Raw genomic sequence first — 15,305 nt, forward strand, 5'->3', positions numbered from 1 at the left:
ACTGTACTTTAAGTTTTCATTAAAGTCTCGTTTTGCGCCTATAAAACTTAAACGCGCTTTCTATACTAGTGTAAAAGACGCAATCTTGAAGTGGACTTAAGTCAGATATTTGCCTAATATTTGTGGAAAATGATGATCACTCTTCAAAGCTTTTTTGCTTTTTAGAATAAGGACTAACAATGATCAGAAGGACCTCGCCAGCAAATATTCTCTTTGCAGGCTTTTTTATATTTCTAACTTGCTTAGTGGGTTACGTTTATTACACCTACGAAACAACACGTACAGCCATTATTAGTGATATTGATGAACGCTTACTACATGCAGCTAAAAGTGCACAGCTTTTGATTGGCGAACAATATCATGATGATTTAGCTGCAACTCAACCTGAACAATACCAACGTTTAAGCAAACAACTTTCGCTTTTGGCTGATACGCTCAATGTCGAGTACGTCTATAGCATGGTGTATGAGCAGCCTTTTGTACTTTTTACTTCATCAAGCTACACCAAAGAAGATGTACAAACGAACATGCTTACTCGCTTTTTAGACCCCTACCCAGAAGCGACAGTCATAAATAAAAGTGCTTTTCGCTCTACCGAACCCGTATTTGAGATATCAGAAGACCAGTGGGGGCGTTTTAAAACAATTCTTGTGCCCTATATGAGCAATACAGGTAAAACTTACCTGGTGGGTGCTGACATAACCATGGATTCTGTTCAGGCGCAGCTCAATGCCAGCGTCACGCGTGCCATTCTCAGTGGCAGCTTTTTCTTTTTCATCGCTGTTTTGGTGGCCAGCTTTTACTTTATCTTATATCGAAAGTCACTCACCACAGATCCTCGCACAGGTTTTGGCAACCGTATTGCCCTTGAGCACGATATTAAGCAGCACAAAAGTCAGCACTTAAGCCTCGCTATCGTAGAAATACACGAGCTAGAAAATATCGTCAGTTTTTACGGGGCGAATGTGGGCGATCAGGTCATGAACAAAGTAATGGGTTACTTTGCTACTCAGTCTAACTCTGTGTATGTTTACCGACTCGCAACATCAAAGTTAGTGTTATTTTGTGACAGTGAAAGGGGCGAGCATTTTTTAAGTAATTTAGTACAACAGTTTCCTGCCAGTTCTCCCGTATTAAATCGGCCCCACCTTTATGTTCAGCTTAATGCAGGCATAGCGGAAGGGAATAAATCTTTACTGTTAGAAAACGCCTATGTTGCTTGTCGACAAGCGGTTCAGCAAAAAGAGTTAGTGTGTATTTACAGTATTGATAAGCACGAAGCTAAACAGTTACAACATGCTCGCCTCGCAATGGCTAAAACACTTAATGATGCCTTTTCTCAAAATCGCGTGGTTGTTTATTTTACCCCGCGCTGCGCGCCGAATCATGACAATATATGCCAGTATTTATGTAATGCCCGTGTACTCGATGAGCAAGGCGGTATCATTACTGACAACGCTTTTTCTGAGGTGATGAAACAGTCCCGCATGGAAGGGCAGCTCACGCGACATATTTTTTCTCAATGTATAACTCGCTTTAGAAAATCTCGTACCGCTTGGTCGATTGGATTAAGCTACCAAGATGCCTCTGATCCACAATTAATTGATTTCATTACACAAGAGCTGCGTCGCTACCCGCAACCAAGCTTAATCACCTTCGAACTTGATGAACAAGATATTCTAGATAACTTTAATGCTATGGCGGTTGCCATCAATATATTAAAGAGCAAAGGCGTGAAAATCTTGGTGAACTCAGTGAGCAGCGGCTTATTGACCGTCAGCAGAGTTATGAAACTCAGCATTGATGCCATTAAGCTCGATGACGCCATTTCAACGCACCTAGAAAGTGATGAACAAGTCCTGTCTTTTATCGAGCATTTAGCGCGTTTATGTAAAGATAGAGAAATGCACTTGATCGTCGGTAATGTAGAAACCGAAATACAGTACGAACTACTCAGTTCAGCTGGTGTCACTTACTTACAAGGGAGTTATATTGGCAAGGCAACGCCACATATCAAATGCCCCGAAGAGCATGCGACATATCAGGCAAGTGCATAGACCTTTGGGCCTCAATGTAAAAAAGGGCTAGATAGCCCTTTTTTAATGAGTTTGAAAATAGGCTATACCAATCCGCTTAACTAAGTGGTCTATTTTGAGGCAAGAAAACCTTGTTGGTAGCAAGGCAAATATTTCGTTATTTAGTTGTTCTAAATGAGAAATCTTTAACGCAGCTATCATCAGGTTTAATCCCTCAAAATGATTAAGTGTTATTGCGGATTGGTATTACCTTAGCGCGATAAATCTAACTTTAAACGCGTACTTGATTGCCCGCTTGCCCAGTATTTACGCTCAAACGGCGTGATGGCAGTGTCACTTTCATAAGCTTCAACGGCAACTGGGTGGCCTGCTAATTCTAGCGCACGTGCAAACTCTTTAACGTAAATATCCCAATTAGAGCGCACTTCTAAGATACCGCCTAGCTTCACAATAAATGGGAAGACGGGGGCACCATGCCAACGTCTACCAATATGCTTGGCTTTAGGCCAAGGGTTTGGATATAACAAATAATGATGCGTTGGCTGCCAACCAGCTTCTAGCGCTAATCGCCAAAAGTCGTTTAAATCAGCCTGAACTAAAATATAGTGCCCTGATTCAGTTTGCTTATATTCCACATCATGTTTATCTAAGCGGTGCGACGATTTGTCGATACCAATCACCAAGGCATCTGGGTGCAGCTTAGCTAAGTTAGCAGTGCTTTCACCTACTCCGCAGCATGAGTCTAAAATCAAAGGCCCGTTAAAAGCCTGAACCTTTTCATTGACCTCATCAAACGCTTTTTGCGTATGTTCGGCAATGGGCTTTTTAAACTCTGCCGCTAGGTGCTTTTGTACTATTTCATCGAGCTTTTCATGAAGCCCAGGTTGGTTTGAAACAATGCTTCTCGAATTTGCTTCACTCATCAGTGACGTAACCCTATTCCACGGCGAATTAATGTCAGTGCCGTAATAAATAAACCAGTAATTAGCACTAATAATACCGCAAATGAGGTGTAAATGCTGACATCAGACACACCTAAAAAGCCAAATCTAAATGCGTTCACCATATAAATGATCGGATTTACCTGCGACACACCTTGCCAAAACTCAGGCAACAACGTGATAGAGTAAAATACTCCACCTAAGTAAGTTAGTGGCGTCAGGACAAACGTTGGGATAATACTGATGTCATCAAAGCTGTTGGCATAAACGGCGTTGATAAGGCCACCTAACGCAAAAACCGCCGATGTCAGTACCACAGTGGCGATGATCACAAACACATTATGAATTTGAATATCAACAAAAAACAAAGACACAATTGTGACGATTAAACCTACTAGCATGCCACGAGCCATACCGCCGCCCATGTAACCAAGCACAATAATGTAATTTGGAACGGGCGCCACTAACAGCTCTTCAATGCTCTTTTGGAATTTAGTCGAATAGAAGCTTGATGCCACATTTGAATAAGAGTTGGTGATCACCGACATCATGATCAGACCCGGAACAATAAACTCCATGTAGCTAAAACCGCCCATCTCACCAATACGCGAGCCGATTAAACTACCGAAGATCACAAAATATAAGGTCATAGTGATTGCAGGTGGCACTAAAGTTTGCACCCAAATGCGTAAAAAACGAATACACTCTTTGATCCAAATACTTTTTAACGCGACTGAATAACGACTTAAACTCATGCTTCACGCCCCTGCTCTAGTAAACTTACAAACAACTCTTCTAATCGGTTAGCTTTATTTCGCATACTCAGTACGGTATTACCTTGCGCTGATAACTGTGAAAACACCTCATTTAACCCCTGAGATTTTGCCACTTCAACCTCTAATGTGTGGTCGTCAGTCATCACGAACTCATAACCCTCTAAGGTAACGGGCTTCACAGGTGACTGTAAGTCGAGTACAAAAGTTTCTTTGTCTAACTTGGCAAGTAAGGCTTTGATCGTGGTGTTTTCAACAATCGTACCTTGATCGATGATGGCGATGTTTTTACACAGTAACTCCGCCTCTTCAAGGTAGTGAGTTGTCAGAATAATCGTTACCCCTTGCTCATTGATTTCCCTTAAGAAATCCCACATTGAGCGACGTAGTTCGATGTCTACACCTGCGGTTGGTTCATCTAAAATAAGCAACTTAGGTTCGTGCATTAATGCACGCGCAATCATCAGGCGGCGTTTCATACCACCCGAAAGCGTACGCGCTTGCTTGTCTTTTTTATCAAACAGACCCAGCTTTTTTAAATATTTCTCGGCACGCTCATGGGCAAGTTTACGTGGCACACCATAGTAACCCGCTTGGTTCACTAAAATTTGGTTCAGAGTTTCGAACTGAGAAAAGTTAAACTCTTGCGGCACTAGACCTAGCTCTTGTTTCGCGTCTTCTAAATTCGTATCAATTGAATGACCAAAGACTTCAACTGTGCCTGCGGTTTTATTTACCAATGATGAGATGACGCCAATGGTGGTTGATTTACCTGCACCATTAGGGCCAAGCAGCGCAAAAAAATCGCCCTGCTCTACTTGCAAGTCGATGCCTTTTACCGCCTCGACGCCATTTTTATAGACTTTGCGTAAGCCTTGAATATTTAATGCGATGGTCATGTTATTTGTGGTCTCCATAACCCCAACGTTTAGTGAGTGTATGTTCGATATTAAGGTGGTCTAAAATTCGCGCCACCATAAAATCGACAAGATCTTCGATTGATTCAGGCTTATGATAAAAACCCGGAGCCGCAGGCATGATGGTCACGCCCATCTGACTCAGCTTGTGCATATTCTCTAAGTGAATTGAGCTAAATGGCGTTTCGCGAGGCACTAAAATCAGTTGCCCACGCTCTTTAATCACCACATCAGCCGCACGCTCTAATAGGTTATCTGATGCGCCTACCGCAATCGCCGATACAGAACCTGCGCTACACGGACAAACCACCATTTTTTTCGGTGCCGCCGAACCAGAAGCCACTGGGCTAAACCAGTTATCTTTACCAAATACTTTTACTTGCTCAGGCCCTGCTTTTACCAGCTCACTTAACTGCTCAGTGCATTTTTGCTCATTGCCCGACAACTTAATATTTGATTCGGTATCAAGCACCACACGCGCAGCGCTCGAAATAAGCACATAGACTTGGTAGTTCATTGCCACCAGCACTTCGAGTAGACGAAGACCATAGGGTGCGCCCGATGCGCCACTAAAAGCCAGAGTGATGGCCTCTTTATACTGTTTCATTTTTAAACCTTTAAGCTCGACGTTGGCAACCTAGCTAAATTTAGCCTGCAACGCTGCCAATAATTTTTGATGGATACCTGCAAAACCACCATTACTCATGATAAGAATATGCTGGCCTGCCTGTGCGTTTGCACACACCTTCTCAATAATAGACTCAATCGTGCTATCGCACTCTCGCCCTGCTTCTTGGGCTTGGGCCTTCAACGACCAATCTAACCCTTCAGGTTCGAATAAATACGCTTTATCAGCTTGTTCAAGTGACGCCAACAAGGTTTGTTTGTGTACGCCCATTTTCATGGTGTTAGAACGAGGCTCTAAAATTGCAACGACCTCATCACTGCCTACTTTGGCTTTTAAGCCTGCCAAAGTGGTTTTAATTGCCGTTGGGTGATGTGCAAAGTCGTCGTAAATACGAATACCTGCTACTTCACCGATCAACTCCATGCGGCGTTTTGGTGATATAAACTCAGCTAAGGCATCAATCGACACCTCAACTGGAATGCCCACATGTCGCGCTGCTGCAATGGTCATCATGGCATTTTTCACATTGTGCTCACCAATTGCGTCCCAGGTCACAACCCCTTGTACTTCACCATGTAAAAGCACTTCAAATTGCGAGCCGTCAGCTGAGAGTAAGTGATAGTCCCAATCGCCTTTTAAAGTTTCTTGTTCACTCCAAAAGCCGCGCTCAACCACCTCTTGCAAGGCAATATCATCCGCCGGATAAATGGCTTTGCCTTTACCCGGTAAAGTACGAATAAGATGATGGAACTGCGTTTGAATGGCGTTTAAATCAGCAAAGATATCGGCATGATCAAATTCAAGGTTGTTCATGATCAACGTTCGCGGCAGGTAATGGACAAACTTGCTGCGCTTATCAAAAAAAGCTGTGTCGTATTCATCTGCTTCAATCACAAAAAACGGCGTGTCACTCACGCGAGCCGACACCCCAAAATTTTGCACTATGCCACCAATTAAAAAACCAGGGCGCAAACCTGCATATTCTAAAACCCAGGCCAGCATACTCGCAGTTGTGGTTTTACCGTGTGTGCCCGCCACTGCCAATACCCAGCTGTAACGCAGTAAATGATTCTTTAGCCACTCAGGACCTGAGGTGTAATTTAAGCCTTGCTCTAACACATACTCAACGCATGCATTACCACGACTCATAGCATTACCAATCACCACCATATCAGGCGCAGGGTCTAGCTGTTTAGGATCGTAACCTTGAGTGAGCTCAATACCCAATTCTTCAAGCTGAGTACTCATAGGCGGATAAACGTTTTGGTCTGAGCCTGTCACTTTATAACCCAAAGACTGAGCAATGGCCGCAATGCCGCCCATAAATGTGCCGCAAATACCTAAAATATGAATGTGTTTATTATTGTTGTTGCTCATAAACCAAGACCTTGGGTGAAGAATATATGGTTTGCCATATTACTTTATTTAAACTTAATGTGGGCAAAATGAATAAAAAAAATGCCAGTCTTAGACTGGCATCTTCTATCTTATATTTGTACCTATTCTCTTAAACAAACGCATTTATAACAGCACATAGAACAGGTTCAAACTCTAAGTATTTCGTATTGTACGTAGGCGGCAAACATATGAGACCCATGAGCATAGGTTTCCTATGTGATTGGGCGATATATGTGAAGCCAACACCCGTACGAGACGAAAGACGACGAGTATTAGGCTACGCCGTACTGGTCGCGGTACGCTTTAACCGCTTCTAAATGCTCGCCCATTGAGCCTTGCTCTTCTAGGTAAGTAATTAGGTCAGCAAGTTTCACGATTGATACCACTTGTGTACCAAAATCACGTTCAACTTCTTGAATTGCAGATAATTCAGCTTTACCTTTTTCCTGACGGTCTAGGGCAATTAAAACACCTGAAAGGTCAGCACCTGCCGCAGCAATGATTTCCATTGATTCGCGAATTGCAGTACCCGCTGTGATCACGTCATCAACTAACATGATACGGCCTTCAAGTGGTGAACCTACTAAGCTACCGCCTTCACCGTGGGTTTTTGCTTCTTTACGGTTAAAGCAATACGGTACGTCTTTGTTGTAGTGATCAGCAAGGGCTACAGCTGTCGTTGTCGCAATTGGAATACCTTTGTACGCTGGGCCAAATAGTAAATCGTATTCAATGCCAGCATCTTCTAGTGCTGCTGCATAAAAACGACCTAAACGCGCCAGATCACGACCTGTATTGAACAGACCCGCGTTAAAAAAATAAGGGCTAGTACGGCCAGATTTTAAAGTGAATTCACCAAACTTTAACACCTGCTTCTCTAGAGCAAACTCAATAAACTCTTTTTGATATGCTTTCATGTCAACTTAACCCTACTTAAATTATGCCAATGCTTGTTTTTGAATATCGATGATTTCGCGGATTGAATGCTTCGCCAAACCTAACAGCTCATCTAATTCTTCAAATGAGAACGGTTCGCCCTCAGCTGTACCTTGTACTTCAATCAGCTTGCCTGTTTCTGTCATGATCACATTCATATCAGTTTCAGCTTCTGAATCTTCTAGGTATTCAAGGTCAGAAATCGCTTGGCCTTTGTAAACACCTACAGAAATCGCCGCAATCATAAACTTCAGCGGGTTATTGTTGATCATGCCTTTCGCACGCATGTTAGTCAGTGCATCAACCAAGGCAACACATGCACCGCTGATAGACGCCGTACGCGTACCACCGTCAGCCTGAAGCACATCACAATCAATTGTAATGGTGTTTTCGCCAAGCGCTTTCAAATCAACCGCAGCACGAAGCGCACGCGCGATTAAGCGTTGAATTTCCATTGTGCGGCCGCCTTGCTTGCCTTTTGCAGCTTCGCGGTTATTACGCGTATGAGTAGAACGTGGCAACATACCGTATTCAGCTGTGATCCAACCTTTACCTTGGCCTTTCATAAAGCGAGGTACACCGGCTTCAACCGTTGCTGTACAAAGTACTTTTGTGTTTCCGAACTCAACCAGCACAGAGCCTTCGGCGTGCATAGTATAGTTACGGGTAAAGGTCACAGGCCTAATTTGATTTGCTGTTCTTTCACTTGGACGCATCCACGTTCCCCTATATTCAAAATTTTCAATATTATAAAGGGTCATGCGCTATCTTGCCACGGACATTTGTGTTAATTCGGGCTATAACTTACTCTCAACAAAAATGATGATTTTGTGACTGGGCAGAAATTGCACTTCAAACTGGCCTGCCCTGTAGCTATAATGCCATCGGTTTTAATTTTATGATTTTAGGAATCTTTACATGATCCACAGTATGACCGCCTACGCACGCCGAGAAGTTAAAGGTGAATGGGGCACAGGGGTTTGGGAAATCCGCTCAGTTAATCAGCGTTACCTAGAAACCTTTATCCGAGCACCTGAACAATTTCGCGGTATGGAGCCGGTAATACGCGAACGCCTTCGCAAGCACCTACAACGCGGCAAGGTTGAAGTATTCTTAAAGTTTGCAGCCAACCCAGCCCATGTTGGCGAATTATCTATCAACGAGACTCTGGCACAACAGTTAATTAAAAGTGCCCAGTGGGTTCAGTCACAAAGCAATGGCGACCAAGCAGTAAGCACTATTAACCCAGTTGATATTTTACGCTGGCCGGGCGTGATGGAAGCCGAAGAAATCGATTTAGACACAGTAAACAGCGAGCTACTCGCTGGTTTTGATTTACTGGTTGAAGATTTCAAAGCGGCGCGTGCAAGTGAAGGTGAAAACCTAGAAGCCATGATCACAACACGTCTTGATGCCATCATTGAGCAAGTAGCGATTGTTGAAGGTCATATGCCAGAAGTGGCTAAATGGCAACGCGACAAGCTAACCAGCCGTTTAGATGAACTTAAAACAGACATCGACGAAGGCCGTCTTGAACAAGAACTTATTTACCTTGCGCAAAAACAAGACGTCGCTGAAGAGCTAGACCGTTTAAAGTCTCACGTGAAAGAAACAAACAAAATCTTAAAGAAAGGTGGCGCATGTGGCCGTCGCTTAGACTTTATGATGCAAGAGTTTAACCGTGAATCAAACACCCTAGCATCAAAGTCAATCAACACAGAGATCACCAATGCAGCGGTTGAGTTAAAGGTATTGATTGAGCAGATGCGCGAGCAAATTCAGAATATCGAGTAATAAGCTGATATTTTACCAGCTTTGAAAAACCGCCTTTTGGCGGTTTTTTATTGAGTAACCTGAGCTTTGGTTAAGAGATTTATTATCCTGGGCTCAGATTAAGTACATTTTATGGAGTATATTAACCTTCATAGTTTCGCTAAACTTCAAATGTCATTGAAACAAAAAGACAACCGCATGATTAACCTGTTCTGTACACAAAAACTCATTGCAAAGCTCCCTATCAATGAAGGAGTAATATCCGCTTGTTCTGATGCAAAACTGACTGATTTAAGCACGCCAGGCGCTCACCCTTTGTCAGATTGGCATGCTAATTTGCTCACCATACAACGCAGAAACTGTGTGCTCTTGATGCATAATCAAACCCGCTTTCCGGTATTTATTATTGGTCTCACCAAACCAGATTTTGCGAAGTTAGATGTTCTCTTTGCTGATAGCTTTATGAATACCTTGCTAAAAGTAGGTGCAAATAACCAGCAATTACAAAAAGCAACCTCATTACTCGGCCCGCTAACAATCACCAAAGCCAATAACCGTAGTGTGCAAGGGACGATGAACCAAATGAAAGGCGATATAGAACATCAACTTTGGTTCGATAAAATTAATATCATTGATTGCTCGCCTTATAGAACAGCAGCTTGGTTAGCGGAGCGACCTTGCATGGTTAAAGGACAAAAAGACTGTATTTGGCCAATTAAGGAAATGCTCGCTTTATTAAGCTAACACCCATCAACAAAAGCTATGCCATTGCTAACTTACTCCATTTTTCTCTGGTAAAAGGCGATTTTTAGCCATTAACACCTCTACCACCAGCAGATTTAAAACTAATCCAATTAGACGGTCGTAGTCGTGTAGTATGCTGACAGCAAGCTCTCCAATCGGGCTGTTTACATCGATAAACAGACTTAAAATCACTCCCAAGAATAGTGGTGTTACCACAGCTAAAGTGACGGCTACGGCGCGTGTCATCCAGATTTTATGGGCGCCGATGTTTTTCTTCATTGCAAACACAATAGCTGTACTGAAGCTAATACAAATAGCGATGGTCACAATCACCAAGGATATAAAACGCGCACCTAAATCTGTTGGTGAAAATACGAGGTGCATCCACACACCAGATATTGCCATGACGCACGCAGACACAACTGCAAAGCGCCCCATTACGCTGTGCATCTTAGGTCGAGTTATGCGTAATCGAGTTGAGAATTGAGTAGGTAATGAAAAGAAGAAAACAATGCCGCTTACCCCATGTACCAAAATTGCTGTTGGGAGTTCAAAGTAACGGGCATTAATCATACCTGATGCCTCCGCAATTGCATCTGGGCCGAGTAAGACCAGTGCGACAATAAAAACTGCTGGTATAGCGGGCAGACCAATTAAAAAGAACAATAGGCTGACTACTTTCCAATTACTTGGACTTACTTTGTGAATACTTGTTTTGTGATTACTTTTTTTCTGACCACAGTGTACTGCATTTGATTTACCTGATGATGACGCTGCCTGATATTTTGGGTTTACTAGCTGCGGGTCTCGTTGATTTTTATTTGCAGTGATTAAGTTCATAACATTGCCTTGTTTGTCGTTTTGCTTGAGACAATCTTGTAATATCAATGTTAGTGTGTCGTTCTGGCCTATTGATTAAGACCATTTTTGAACTTCGCCAAATCAATAGAACACCTTAAGAACAAAACTAACCAACTGTAAAGTAAGGATAAAAAAGGATTACTATATGCCAGCCGCTGATTTAAATTTACTGGCAATTAATATTGCGACTTTGAGTGTTTTATTCTTTAGCGCTAACTTACTGGTTGTTCGAACCGACAAAAACCACACTTATTTTCCGCTCGCTTTGAGTTTTATTGGCGTCGCGATTGTTATTTGCCAGCCAAGTCTAAAAGTACTCGCACCCGCTTTACAGCTATCAACCTTAACGCTGGCACTGCCTGCTTTATTACTGATCGCGCCCTGCTTTTGGCTATATGTAAAAGGCTTAACACACAATACACTTTGGCGATTTGAAAAATCCGATATAAGGCATTTGGCTCTACCTGGGCTTGGGTTATTGATTAGCCTTGTCACCTTTTGGCTACCCGCTGAGATTCATTACAGTCTGCTTGGTAAGGGTGACATAGCGATACTCGAACAGACATCGGCACTGTTTAGAAACTTCATCTACGGATTGCTGATTGCCACTTTTGTGCTGGTGTTGGGCTGGATTGCACAGTCAGCGTTTTATCTGATTAAAATTATCAAGCGTCTACAGCACTATAGAAACCAATTGAAACAGGTATTTGCTTCGACCGAAACTAAAGAGATCAGGTGGCTTAGTGGTTTACTGCTGTTTATAGGCATTGCTTGGGCTTTCGCTGCAATCAATTTATTACTCGATAATTTGTTTATCGCCAGTGAATTTACACAAGATACCTTTCAGTTTGTTTTGCTCATTACGGTGTGCTTTATCGCCACTTGGGGATTGAGACAAAAACCGGGCTTTGAAGAGCTATATTCTACCGAGCCGGTCGATGTTGAACATCAAGTGTCTTTAGCTGTGGATAATGAAAACAGCCAAGTTAAAGAGTCTGAAAATGTTTCTTCTGAGAAATATAAACGCTCAGCACTCACTGCTGAGATGGCAGAAAACATCGCACAGAAAATGGAAGCGGCGATGGCCTCGGAGCAGCTTTATTTAGATGCGAACCTCTCTTTACCAAAACTTGCCAAACTCATTCATACGTCGCCTAATTATATTTCACAAACACTCAATGAAACCTTAGCGACAAACTTTTTTGATTATGTGAATCATAAACGCATTGTGGCTGCACAAAAGCTGCTATTAGAGTCAGAACTAACGGTTTTAGATATTGCCATGCAAGTAGGCTTTAATTCTAAATCAGCGTTTTATAGTGCATTCAAAAAATACTCTCAATTAACACCAAGTCAATTCAAGCAACTGTCAAAATAAATAAGCACTTATCTAAATTAGACGCAAAGATACCTGCGGTGTGCAATAAACTGAAAATTACATTCAGATACCACCTAATGGGAGATTTAAAATAAATTATTTTATAAAAAAAACTATTTAACTCCCCTCAACAGTGTCCAATAAGAAAACTCGTTAAGACTGCATATTTCAATAGTGGGAGAAAGATAAAGGTTAATTTGACAGATAATAAATAATCATAACTGTGCACTTACTCTCGCAATATTTACATTATTGCAGGCCTTTTTGAGTAAAAAGAAAACAGTCCGTTCGACTACAAGAAACAATAATTATTTTTATTCGACAAAAGTATAATACCTTCACTTCACACGGTCATAGAATAGTTAACCTGCTGTTTAGCATAAAAATTCTCAACTGTTTTGGCAAACCTAAATGATTTTTGAGTTTTTTCGATTAACGCAGTTAAAAAGCAAAAGTCCCTATTTTTTATACTGTTATTTTTCGTATTTTTTATTGCTAAGATGCCCGCGTTTTTTACTTACAGAATTAGGAAGGACTTAGGATGAAGTTAAAAAATACCTTTATCGCTTTTTGTGCCACAGCCAGTTTAGTGGCCTGTAATAGTATTTCGTCAAACTCAACACCGCTTTCTGCAGCCACTCTAAGCGCTGAGCAAGCTGCTACCACTGTGGTATTTATTCATGGCGCACATTTGCGAGGCTCTGCTTGGCAGCCTGTTGCAACTGAACTGGAAAGTGCACAAATTGCATCACATATTCTAGATTTACCCGGACGTGATAATACTGTTACGCCATCAAGCATTACCTTAAACCACGCGGCAAAGGCACTGTGTGAGCGAACGAATGCACTACCCCAGCCTCAGGTTTGGGTTATGCACAGCCAAGGTGGCGCGGTTGCTCACGAAGCGCTCGCATCATGCAATAAGGCTGAGATCAGTAACTTAATCTATGTCAGTGCCGTTGCGCCTATCGAAGGCGCTAAACCTTTTGCACTGCTAAACAAAGACGATGAAGACAATTACTTCAAAGGGGTCACCTATAAAGATGGCTGGATGAAAATCACCAACCAAGCTGAATATGTCGCGTCATTTACCAACACCCAATCTCAACCTCTTAAGGCAAAAATTTGGTCACAATCTGTCGATGAACCTGCTGTCACGGGCGAAGGCAAAGTGTATCTAAACAAAACTAAGTTAGACGCAATTCCAAAAGCCTATGTGTTTGCGAAAGAAGATAAAATCATCTCTTATGCGACACAACAAAAGATTGCTCAATCTATAGGTGCGACAAAAACCTACAGTATTACGTCTGGTCATTTACCTATGATCACGCAACCTGTGGCTTTGGCAGATGCGATTAAATCAGCGTTAACACTTTAATTTTTAAATAAACTTAATCAATCGTTAAAAGGACTTTTTAATGATGAATAATACTCTTGCCCATAGTGGCAAGCCTATGGCGCTATTGAAAAGTGTCAGGGCACTTGCTGCCCAAAGTTTACCGAAAACGCCTTCTGTTACTATTGTTGGAGGTGGTATTGCGGGATTAACCAGCGCCTACGAGTTACTAAGACTCGGTGCCAAAGTGACCATCATTGAGGCTGATCCTGGCCATATCGGTGGTCGCGTTAGAACCTTACGAGAATCTGATACGCTTTATGCCGAATTAGGCGCAATGCGTATTCCAACACATCATCAGCTATCACGTCATTACATCGCTGAAATGGGCTTAAAGCTAAGACCATTTGTACAGGATAATGCCAGAGCCCACGCGATGATCCGCGGCCAAAAAGTCGCTCGGAGCGCTGAAGGTTTTGAACGCCTAAAGCAGGCCTTCGATCTGACCCCTAAAGAGCGCAACATGAGCGTAGATGATATGTGGGATCTTGCCGTCACTGAAGTACTCAATGCTTTATCGGATAAAGAAAAACTGTCCCTATATGACAAAGAGTTAAGTACTGACAGACTGAAAACTCTCGATGCTATGTCGCTAAAAGATGCCTTCAAACAAGCGGGGTTAAGCTCAGAAGCCCTGGAGTATGTCTCGTCAATTTATGGGGTTTCGACCTTACTACATACTGCTTTTTCAGAGCATTTGCGCGAGCAACTTGAGCGAGTTTGGTTTGAAGGCTTTGACGAAATCGTCGGCGGTACGGATTTACTCGCACAACGTCTTTATCAAAATATTGCAGGTAAAGTTAATTTTCTGGCGGGAGCCAAAGTCGTCGACATTAACAATCAAGCCGATAAGGTATCTGTGTGTTACCAGTCGAGAGATAGAAACAAACACACCATAGAGTCTGATTATGCTATTTGTACGCTGCCTTTTGGCGTTTTGGGCAAAATCGACTTTCATAACAGTATAAACCCAAAGAAAGCGCGTGCATTTGCACAAGTGCACTATGATTCAGCCACTAAAGTATTGATCAGAACAAAAAATCGTTTTTGGGAGCTAAAAGAAGGGATCTATGGTGGTAGCACCATCTATGATGTCGGCCTAGGACACACTTGGTATCCAGCTGATAATGCCATCGCCAAAGATACTTTGGTATCAAACTCGGCAAGTTACCTACTCGCCTCTTATACCTGGGGTCAACACGCACGCCGTGTTGATACGCTCAATAACTTCGAGCTTAAAGAGCTGATTTATAGCGAGCTGAAGAAAGTACACCCCTATATCACACGAGATGACATTTTAAGTGTCTTGCGATGGAGCTGGAGTAACCATACTCACTCAGCGGGTGCCTATGCCTTTTTCAACCCCAGAGATCATCAAGATTATTATGCACTCATGCGTGAACCTGAGCAGCGCTTATGCTTCGCGGGTGAGCATTGCTCTGTCTATCACTCTTGGATCCAAGGCGCGTTAGTCTCAGCGCTTGAGGCCGTGCAATACATTCACAAACACGCTTAAATTTTTTA

Annotated in this window: 14 protein-coding genes; 6 read left to right on the forward strand and 8 right to left on the reverse strand. The window is 42.5% G+C overall.

From position 1 onward, the window contains the following. The first annotated feature begins 179 nt into the window (after window positions 1-179). Window positions 180-2,057, forward strand: a complete 1,878-nt coding sequence (locus tag AAEU28_RS06830; RefSeq protein ID WP_421963446.1) for an EAL domain-containing protein — start codon at window positions 180-182, stop codon at window positions 2,055-2,057. A 230-nt stretch (window positions 2,058-2,287) separates the two neighbouring features. Here AAEU28_RS06830 and trmB read toward each other — a convergent pair whose 3' ends face one another. The 7 genes from trmB to rph all read right to left on the reverse strand — a co-directional run bounded on the left by trmB (window position 2,288) and on the right by rph (window position 8,345). Next, a complete protein-coding gene (gene trmB, locus AAEU28_RS06835; protein WP_404393304.1) occupies window positions 2,288-2,959 on the reverse strand; it encodes a tRNA (guanine(46)-N(7))-methyltransferase TrmB in 672 nt (223 codons plus the stop codon). Continuing rightward, window positions 2,959-3,732, reverse strand: coding sequence for an ABC transporter permease (locus tag AAEU28_RS06840; RefSeq protein WP_058030997.1), 774 nt, complete (start codon window positions 3,730-3,732; stop codon window positions 2,959-2,961). Before AAEU28_RS06840 ends, trmB begins: the two co-directional genes overlap by 1 nt. Then, complete coding sequence (locus AAEU28_RS06845; RefSeq protein WP_421963447.1) at window positions 3,729-4,649, reverse strand: ATP-binding cassette domain-containing protein; 921 nt, start codon at window positions 4,647-4,649, stop codon at window positions 3,729-3,731. The genes AAEU28_RS06840 and AAEU28_RS06845 overlap by 4 nt, the downstream gene beginning before the upstream one ends. 1 nt (window position 4,650) lies before the next feature. Continuing rightward, window positions 4,651-5,274: a flavin prenyltransferase UbiX gene (locus AAEU28_RS06850; RefSeq protein WP_390442281.1), complete on the reverse strand. Its 624-nt coding sequence runs from the start codon at window positions 5,272-5,274 to the stop codon at window positions 4,651-4,653. Window positions 5,275-5,304: 30 nt separating this feature from the next. Then, entirely contained in the window at window positions 5,305-6,672 is a 1,368-nt protein-coding gene (gene mpl / locus AAEU28_RS06855; protein ID WP_421963448.1) for a UDP-N-acetylmuramate:L-alanyl-gamma-D-glutamyl-meso-diaminopimelate ligase, read from the reverse strand. A gap of 293 nt (window positions 6,673-6,965) precedes the next feature. Further along, entirely contained in the window at window positions 6,966-7,610 is a 645-nt protein-coding gene (gene pyrE, locus AAEU28_RS06860) for an orotate phosphoribosyltransferase (protein ID WP_058031001.1), read from the reverse strand. A 21-nt stretch (window positions 7,611-7,631) separates the two neighbouring features. After that, complete coding sequence (gene rph / locus AAEU28_RS06865; RefSeq protein ID WP_058031002.1) at window positions 7,632-8,345, reverse strand: ribonuclease PH; 714 nt, start codon at window positions 8,343-8,345, stop codon at window positions 7,632-7,634. Window positions 8,346-8,547: 202 nt separating this feature from the next. Between rph and AAEU28_RS06870 the strand changes: the two genes are divergently transcribed. Both AAEU28_RS06870 and AAEU28_RS06875 read left to right on the forward strand, forming a co-directional pair. Next, window positions 8,548-9,423, forward strand: coding sequence for a YicC/YloC family endoribonuclease (locus AAEU28_RS06870; RefSeq protein ID WP_138477970.1), 876 nt, complete (start codon window positions 8,548-8,550; stop codon window positions 9,421-9,423). Window positions 9,424-9,534: 111 nt separating this feature from the next. Then, window positions 9,535-10,146, forward strand: a complete 612-nt coding sequence (locus AAEU28_RS06875) for a DUF6933 domain-containing protein (protein ID WP_421963449.1) — start codon at window positions 9,535-9,537, stop codon at window positions 10,144-10,146. Between the two features lie 27 nt (window positions 10,147-10,173). Here the strand turns inward: AAEU28_RS06875 and AAEU28_RS06880 are convergent, their stop codons facing one another. Further along, window positions 10,174-10,986 (reverse strand): DUF2306 domain-containing protein, encoded by an 813-nt coding sequence (locus AAEU28_RS06880; RefSeq protein ID WP_421963450.1) that lies wholly within the window; start codon window positions 10,984-10,986, stop codon window positions 10,174-10,176. A 166-nt stretch (window positions 10,987-11,152) separates the two neighbouring features. Here AAEU28_RS06880 and AAEU28_RS06885 point away from each other — a divergent pair, with 166 nt between their 5' ends. The 3 genes from AAEU28_RS06885 to AAEU28_RS06895 all read left to right on the forward strand — a co-directional run bounded on the left by AAEU28_RS06885 (window position 11,153) and on the right by AAEU28_RS06895 (window position 15,297). Continuing rightward, window positions 11,153-12,385 (forward strand): helix-turn-helix transcriptional regulator, encoded by a 1,233-nt coding sequence (locus tag AAEU28_RS06885; RefSeq protein WP_421963451.1) that lies wholly within the window; start codon window positions 11,153-11,155, stop codon window positions 12,383-12,385. A gap of 541 nt (window positions 12,386-12,926) precedes the next feature. After that, window positions 12,927-13,763: an alpha/beta hydrolase gene (locus AAEU28_RS06890; RefSeq protein WP_421963452.1), complete on the forward strand. Its 837-nt coding sequence runs from the start codon at window positions 12,927-12,929 to the stop codon at window positions 13,761-13,763. 40 nt (window positions 13,764-13,803) lie between these two features. Next, window positions 13,804-15,297, forward strand: a complete 1,494-nt coding sequence (locus AAEU28_RS06895; protein ID WP_421963453.1) for a flavin monoamine oxidase family protein — start codon at window positions 13,804-13,806, stop codon at window positions 15,295-15,297. The last annotated feature ends 8 nt before the right edge of the window (window positions 15,298-15,305 follow it).

The organism is Pseudoalteromonas sp. SS15, assembly GCF_049257195.1.
Lineage (GTDB): Bacteria > Pseudomonadota > Gammaproteobacteria > Enterobacterales > Alteromonadaceae > Pseudoalteromonas.

Coding starts and splice junctions, on each gene's coding strand:
- AAEU28_RS06830 (WP_421963446.1), top strand. CDS start 180: ATGATCAGAAGGACCTCGCCAGCAAATATTCTCTTTGCAGGCTTTTTT.
- trmB (WP_404393304.1), bottom strand. CDS start 2,959: ATGAGTGAAGCAAATTCGAGAAGCATTGTTTCAAACCAACCTGGGCTT.
- AAEU28_RS06840 (WP_058030997.1), bottom strand. CDS start 3,732: ATGAGTTTAAGTCGTTATTCAGTCGCGTTAAAAAGTATTTGGATCAAA.
- AAEU28_RS06845 (WP_421963447.1), bottom strand. CDS start 4,649: ATGACCATCGCATTAAATATTCAAGGCTTACGCAAAGTCTATAAAAAT.
- AAEU28_RS06850 (WP_390442281.1), bottom strand. CDS start 5,274: ATGAAACAGTATAAAGAGGCCATCACTCTGGCTTTTAGTGGCGCATCG.
- mpl (WP_421963448.1), bottom strand. CDS start 6,672: ATGAGCAACAACAATAATAAACACATTCATATTTTAGGTATTTGCGGC.
- pyrE (WP_058031001.1), bottom strand. CDS start 7,610: ATGAAAGCATATCAAAAAGAGTTTATTGAGTTTGCTCTAGAGAAGCAG.
- rph (WP_058031002.1), bottom strand. CDS start 8,345: ATGCGTCCAAGTGAAAGAACAGCAAATCAAATTAGGCCTGTGACCTTT.
- AAEU28_RS06870 (WP_138477970.1), top strand. CDS start 8,548: ATGATCCACAGTATGACCGCCTACGCACGCCGAGAAGTTAAAGGTGAA.
- AAEU28_RS06875 (WP_421963449.1), top strand. CDS start 9,535: ATGGAGTATATTAACCTTCATAGTTTCGCTAAACTTCAAATGTCATTG.
- AAEU28_RS06880 (WP_421963450.1), bottom strand. CDS start 10,986: ATGAACTTAATCACTGCAAATAAAAATCAACGAGACCCGCAGCTAGTA.
- AAEU28_RS06885 (WP_421963451.1), top strand. CDS start 11,153: ATGCCAGCCGCTGATTTAAATTTACTGGCAATTAATATTGCGACTTTG.
- AAEU28_RS06890 (WP_421963452.1), top strand. CDS start 12,927: ATGAAGTTAAAAAATACCTTTATCGCTTTTTGTGCCACAGCCAGTTTA.
- AAEU28_RS06895 (WP_421963453.1), top strand. CDS start 13,804: ATGATGAATAATACTCTTGCCCATAGTGGCAAGCCTATGGCGCTATTG.